At 53.8% G+C, this 6,948-nt stretch carries 3 protein-coding genes; all 3 read right to left on the reverse strand.

Annotated elements, in window-relative coordinates; all coding sequences use genetic code 11:
* Positions 1–56: 56 nt before the first annotated feature.
* Genes MHH92_RS26440 through MHH92_RS26450 form a run of 3 tightly spaced genes read right to left on the reverse strand, consistent with a single transcriptional unit; the run spans position 57 to position 6,881 of the window.
* Entirely contained in the window at positions 57–1,790 is a 1,734-nt protein-coding gene (locus MHH92_RS26440) for an ABC transporter ATP-binding protein (protein WP_253503501.1), read from the reverse strand.
* A complete protein-coding gene (locus MHH92_RS26445) occupies positions 1,787–3,613 on the reverse strand; it encodes an ABC transporter ATP-binding protein (RefSeq protein ID WP_253503503.1) in 1,827 nt (608 codons plus the stop codon). The genes MHH92_RS26440 and MHH92_RS26445 overlap by 4 nt, the downstream gene beginning before the upstream one ends.
* Positions 3,603–6,881 (reverse strand): non-ribosomal peptide synthetase, encoded by a 3,279-nt coding sequence (locus tag MHH92_RS26450; protein ID WP_340907162.1) that lies wholly within the window; start codon positions 6,879–6,881, stop codon positions 3,603–3,605. Before MHH92_RS26450 ends, MHH92_RS26445 begins: the two co-directional genes overlap by 11 nt.
* Positions 6,882–6,948: the final 67 nt, after the last annotated feature.

Raw genomic sequence — 6,948 nt, forward strand, 5'->3', positions numbered from 1 at the left:
TTTAGATAGGCTTTGTACTTGAATACCAGCAGGAAGCCGCCCGCCAAAAAGCGGGTCTAGCCGTACAGCCGCGCGTAATAACCTCCGAGCGCCAGCAGGTCCTGATGGCGGCCCCGTTCGACGACCGTTCCTTGATTCATGACTGTAATCAAATCTGCATGTTCCACAGTGCTGAGACGGTGGGCAATCAGAATAGTGGTCCGCCCCTTCATCAATACGTTCAGGGCTTGCTGTACCCAATGCTGGGATTCGTTATCCAATGCAGAAGTCGCTTCATCCAGCAGCAGAATCGGGGCGTTTTTGAGAATCGCCCGGGCGATCGCAATTCGCTGCCTTTGTCCGCCTGACAACGACGCTCCTCTCTCTCCCACCGGCGTTTTATACTGTTCAGGAAGTTCCTGAATGAAATGGTGAGCGTACGCCGCTTTGGCCGCTTCCACCACTTCTTCATCCGTTGCATCCGGATTGCCATAGCGGATATTTTCCTCAATCGTGCCGGTAAACAAAAACGGCTCCTGCGGAACATATGCAATCTGCCTGCGAATTTCGTCCAGCGTGTAATGGCCGAACGGTTTGCCCTGGAGCAGAATGTCTCCGCTGTCCACAGGATAAAAGCCGAGCAGCAGCTTGATCAGTGTACTTTTGCCGCTGCCGCTGGCTCCTACGATCGCAGCGACCTGACCAGGAAACACTTGCATGGACATGTCGACAAGCACCTTTTTATCTGCCTGATAGGAAAATTCCACATCGCGAAACTCCACCGCAGCCTCCGATACAAGCTCGCTATGAGAAGATCCCAGACGCTCCGGTTCCTCTTCCTCGCTTAGTACCTCTTGAATCCGGTGAGCACCCGCGAGCGAATTTTGGGTCATCGACAGAACCATCCCCAAGTTCAACAAGGCGTGCGTCAGATTCACTTGCAAAACTGCCAGAGCGGCGACGCTTCCCATTCCCATTAATCCGTAGGCATATAGAAGACTACCGATGACGATGATGCCGCAGAACGTGACGTAGCTGATAAAATGGTTCACCGCAGCCTGCATACCGTTCTTTTTCGCAGTTTGCCGAAGCGTTTGCGTCATTTGTTCGTTCAACGCCTCGTACTGGCCGTAAATCGTGCGGATGCGGAACAACTTCACAATTTGAATGCCGCCCATAAAATCTTTGAATTTTTCGGTCATTTTACCGAGCGTTTGCAAGCCTTGTTCGGACAAGGTACGGATATCCCGTGCAAATTTCAGGCTGACCAGAGAGGACAGTAGCAGAATGACGAAGGATACGCCGGCAAACCGCCAATCGATCACCGCCATAGAGACAATGGAGCCGATGCAGAAGACAACTTGAAGCAGCAAAACGAAGTAAACCTGCGAGAATGTAAACTCAACGGTCGTTACGTCGTTGTTCACTCGCGACAGCAAGTCCCCATGGTGGTTCTGCTCCAGGAATCTCGGCCGCACCCGGCACAGCTTGTCATAAAGACGTTTGCGGATATTCAGCACGGTCAGCTCTACACTGCGCTGGTATAAGTAAATGAACCAGGGAGAAATTATATTTTCCAGGAACAGGGCCACGCCCAAAATAACAAAAGCTTCTACCATCAGGGACGTATCTCGGGACACGGCGAAATCAACCAAGTTATGTACGACCAAGCTGAAGGCGATCAGAAACAATGTCTGGGTGAGCGCCGTTACAGCAAGGCCAATCGCGTACTGGGTTTTGCGCTTGCGGTTCATAAACGTCAGCAAGTAGCCGAGTTCTTTCACTTGTGATAGCCTTCCGCCCTTTTTCATGTGTACGACACCTCCCTGCGTTCGGCAGACTCGGTAAACTCCTGGTAATACGACTGGGCGTACAGCCCCTTCCTCTCGAGCAATTGTTCATGAGTGCCCTTTTCGACAATACTTCCTTGTTCCATAACCCAAATTTCATCGGCGTTTTGTACCGTAGAAAGCCGGTGGGCAATAACCATGGTCGTTCTCTGCTTCATCAATACGCCCAACGCTTCCTGAACCGCGCTTTCCGACTCCGGATCAAGTGCCGATGTGGGCTCGTCCAACAGCAGAACGGGAGCATCCTTCAGAAACGCCCGAGCCATTGCAATGCGCTGGCGTTGCCCACCGGACAAAAACCCGCCGCGCTCTCCGACATACGTCTGGTAACCGTCCTCAAGCTGCATAATGAAAGAATGAGCCTGAGCGGCTTTGGCGGCTTCGATAATCTCGTCCATCGACGCTTCTTGCCGCCCATAGCCGATATTTTCGGCGATCGTACCGCTAAACAAATATGAATCTTGGGTTACCACGGAAAAATGCGACCGAAGCTGCTCCGGATCTGCACCGTGGATCAGGCTTCCGAACACGCGGATCTCGCCCTGATCCTCCGGAAGTGGATAAAAGCCGCATACCAGCTTAAACACCGTACTCTTCCCTCCGCCGCTCGCTCCGACAAGTGCAATCGTCTTGCCTTCCGGCACCGAGAAGCTAACATTTCGCAGAATCGGGGAACTCTCTTCATACCCGAAGGTTACGTTCTGAAACTGGATGGGGGCGGCGCTCGCTTTTGGAAGCAAACGGCCATTTTCCGTTTCGGTCGGCTGCTCGACGATTTCGGAGACCCTTCTCAGGGCACCGGTCATTTCGAACGTGCGCGTGATGAGCTCGGGAATATGCTCCAGCGGCTCCAGACACAGATTAAGCAAGTACAGGAAGGCGATCAGTTCTCCCGCGCCTAGCTGCCCGTTGTAGATCAAATAGCTTCCGTAACTGACGGCGAAAATGATCGGGCTAATCATCAGCGTAGAAAGCAGCGGGTTGACCCAGGCTTCCCGCTTTTTCACGGCCAGCTTTTTTTGAGCCGTCAATTGTAGCAGCACTTGGTAGGAGCGAGATAACATACCGGATATCAGGTAGCTTTTTACAATAGGCATCCCCCCAAGCGTATCCTGGAGGTTGACGTTCATTCGGCCCATGTTCGCCTGGGCTTCCTCCGTCAACTGTTCCAACTGCTTGCCGATCCATTGGGAAACCAGCAGTGCTACGGGAAATAACAGCAGGCTGTACAGCATCAGCTCCCATTGGAGATACATCAAATAAGCGAAACAGCCGATAAATAATAGCGGATGATAAAACCACTGGGCGAGGTCCCGAATCATAAATTGCTGGATGAGCTGCAGATCGTTGTTGATCCGCGACAACACGTCGCCGGAGTGCTGCTTTTCCAAATAGGGGACCGGGAGTTTGCCGATATGACGCATGACATGGTTGCGGATATCCTGCACCGCAGAGGCACTGCTTCGCTCCACACCAAAGCTCATGAAAAACTTCGCCGGCACACCGATCAAGATGACCACAAAGACCGTGTACACGATCTGCAGAACGATAGGCCCCGCCCCATTCTCGGCCTGTGTGGTCAACTGCTCGACCAAACGTCCCGTCCATATCTCAATAACCGCGGCGGCAATTGCGGACAGGATACCGACGATCATCCAGCCTTTGTGACGGCTTACATAGGACATCAGCCAGCGGAACGCTTTCCAGGTGGCATAAGCGGTTCGGCGCTTGGAAGGCGCCGCCGTGCCTTGTCCTTGAACAGACGTCTGCCGGTCAGCTCCCATGCAGGACCCCTGCCTCCGCTTCGATCTGCCGCTTGAGTTGCACTAAGATGTCACGGATGACAACGGCCGTTTCGTCCACGCGCGCGAGTTCCAGTAACTCCTCGTGTGCGCCCTCCAGCCGGTAATCGGCGTAAGCTTGCGTCGTTGCCCTCTGCCAGGACGGCAACTGGTGCTCCAGGCGGAACGCTTCGCTGTCCTTCGCAATCAGTTCGTAAATCCGGGCAGTTATCGTTCCTGAATTAATAAGCTGCGCTTCGTACGTCAAGGTGGCTTTGATCTTCCGATGAACACGCTCCCGCACGAGCGGATTGCTCATTAATTCCTTCTCTTCTTCGTCGAAATCCGCAAGCATCTCTTCAAGCTCTTTCTCAGACGTTTCATAAGGTGTGAGTGTGTCCTTAATCCACGAGTCCACCATGAGCACGTCCGTTACGGAATACCCTCTTCTTTCCATCGATTTGGCTACCTCGAACGTCAGGTTGCCTCCGAAGCAGTAACCGAGCAGCACGTAAGGTCCTTCAGGCTGGATACGAACAATCTCATCCACATAACGGTTCAGCATGGCCTCGTAATCGATGACATCGTCGATAAAATCAATGCCGTAAAGCACGAATCGGCCGTCTAGTCTGCTTGCAAGCTCTCGGTAACCGATGCCGAAGCCGCTGCCTGGAGGGAAGCAGAACACGTTCAGATCCCCTGTTTTATTTAGCTTAATGAAGCAGTCTCCCCCTTTATCCAGACCCAGATCCTCCTCTCCAAAAGCCATGGCTTCAACGGTTACATGATGGAATTGGCGATTCAGCGGTATCTCAATGCCCGTTTCATCGTAAACGGCTTGAACGAGCCTAATCAGACTTAAGGAATTGCCTCCCAGCTCAAAAAAGTTATCCTTTACGCCGACCTGTAGAATGCCAAGTGTATCCTGCCAGACACGGGCGATCTTCATCTCGAGCAGTGTTCTCGGCGCAACATATTCCGTTCCTCCAGTGGCAGCTTCCTCTGGTGCGGGTAGCGCTTTGCGGTCGATTTTCCCGTTCGGGGTCAGCGGCATCCGCGAAAGCTGCACGAGGTACGAAGGAATCATATATCCCGGAAGCTGCTTAGCGAGCTGCTCCTTGAGTTCATGCGCCGCCAGCCTCGTTTCCGCAACGTAATAAGCAACAAGCTGCTTATGGCCGTTCGCGTCGTCGCGGGCGAGCACCACCGTTTCTTGCATGGCGGCGATCTTCAGCAGCTGCTCTTCAATCTCGCCGATTTCGATCCGGTAGCCGCGGATTTTCACCTGATGATCGATCCGCCCCCGGTATTCGATGTTGCCGTCCGGCAGCCAGCGGGCGAGATCTCCCGTCCGGTAAAGGCGTTCTCCCGGCGCAAACGGATGTTCCACAAACTTCTCTGCCGTTAGCTCCAGATGGTTCAGGTAACCTCTCGCAAGCCCCACGCCTGCCACGCATAACTCGCCGTCCACTCCCGGAGGCACAAGCTGCAGGTGGGCATCCAAAATGAAAATCCGGTGATTGGACAGCGGGCGCCCGATCGGAATAACTCTGCGCTCCGGCTGCTGCTCATCCGCATCCCAAAGCGTCGTAACAATCGAAGCTTCGGTAGGCCCGTAAGCATTGAAATAGTGGACCTTCTCCTTCCACTGCTGCACAAATTCGGCCGATACCGCCGAACCTCCCGTTACAAGCTTCGTTAAGCTGGGAAGGCGGTCCGGGTTCAAATATGCGCTGTACGTCGGAGGCAAAATCGCCGCCGTAATCGCATGCTCGTTCATATAACTCTCGAACAGGCGGTTGTCGAGAATCGTCTCGGCCGTCGGGATGTACAAAGTCGCGCCAAAATAGAGCGCTTTGAACACTTCCCAGCAGGACGCGTCGAATGACAGGCTGGCGAATTGAACGATCCGGTCATGCTCCGTGATGCCCAGCCTGTCCGCGAACATCAGCTTCAAGCTGACCAAACCACGATGCTCCAGCATGACCCCTTTGGGTTTGCCCGTCGTACCTGATGTATAGATGACATAAGCCAGATCATTCGGACCACTGGCCGGCTCCAGATTCGAAGCATCCAGCACACCAGTGGATTCCGCCCCGCTATCGCCCCAAACAAAATCGTCTAATTCAAGGCGTGTTCCTTCAAAGTCGGTCTTCTCGTGCAGATGTTTTTGAATCAGCAATAACGGTGCGCCTGAATCCTCGATCATGAAGCGGATGCGCTCCTCCGGGTAGTCGGGATCGACAGGCACGAAGGCTCCACCCGCTTTAAGAATTGCCAGAATGCCGACGACCATATCAAGCGAGCGTTCGACCAGAATCGCTACCAGCTGGTCTGCTTCTACTCCTTTTTCCCGTAGCTTCAGCGCAAGGCGGTTGGATCGCTCGTTCAGCTCGCGGTAGGTCAATTGCCGCTCGTTCATGACGACGGCCACGTTATCCGGGCGATGCTCCGCCTGTTCTTCGAACAAGCCATGAATCGTTTTCCCCCGCTCGAACTCGGTTTCGGTGTCATTAAATCCCTTGACCAGCATCTCCCTCTCGACTGGGAACAGCATATCGACTTGTCCAAGCTCCAGATCTGGCTGAAATAAAAGCATGGACAGCAACCGAACAAGATGGTCGGCCGCCTGCTCCATAAATGCCCGCTCGTACCGCTGTCCGTCAAAGCTTATTTCCAGCTCGATGGAGTGGTTTTGGCGGTCGAAGCGAAAAACGGTATCAGCCGCCACACGGTTACCCAGCGGTCCCGGATGAATCGGGGCGAAGGATGCGATGGTGTTGACGACCGGGAGGCCATGCCCCGTATAGTTCAGATGGAGCGGCTCCACCATTTTTCGAAAAGGCAGGTGCTGATGCTCCAGCGCCTCGCCGATGGAGCCTTTGATGCCCCCAAGCAGCGTTTTCAGCGTAGTCTGGCTGCTTACCGATGTCTTGATCACCAAGATGTCATGCGGCGGCGTCTCGCCCTGGTCTGCGCTATACGAAGGCATGCCGACCAGCACTTGGTCCCGCCCGGTATATTTGAACAGCAGGGTTTTTACTCCCGCCAAAACAATCATGTACAGAGCCAAATCCGAACCGCTGGCGAGGCCAATGATTCTCTCCGAGAGTTCGCTCGGCAGAGTACGGTGAAGCAAGTCCGGCTCTGCCGCAGCTTCCCCGCCCTCGAATAATTTGGAGGATTGACTGTATGGAAGGAAGCTCAGGCTATCATCTGCGTCAAACTTGCCGCTCCAGTACCGTTCTTCCTTTTCAAATAAAGATTTCATTCGTACCTCCCCTAAAAATGAAGTGACCGCATACCCCGACGCAGGTCTGAAAAGGCTTGCTTTCGAC

This window comes from Paenibacillus sp. FSL M7-1414, from assembly GCF_038003195.1.
Classification (GTDB): Bacteria; Bacillota; Bacilli; order Paenibacillales; family Paenibacillaceae; genus Paenibacillus; species Paenibacillus amylolyticus.

Bases quoted from the DNA above. Each gene is read 5' to 3' on its own strand.
- MHH92_RS26450 (WP_340907162.1), bottom strand. From the start codon at position 6,881: ATGAAATCTTTATTTGAAAAGGAAGAACGGTACTGGAGCGGCAAGTTT.
- MHH92_RS26445 (WP_253503503.1), bottom strand. From the start codon at position 3,613: ATGGGAGCTGACCGGCAGACGTCTGTTCAAGGACAAGGCACGGCGGCG.
- MHH92_RS26440 (WP_253503501.1), bottom strand. From the start codon at position 1,790: ATGAAAAAGGGCGGAAGGCTATCACAAGTGAAAGAACTCGGCTACTTG.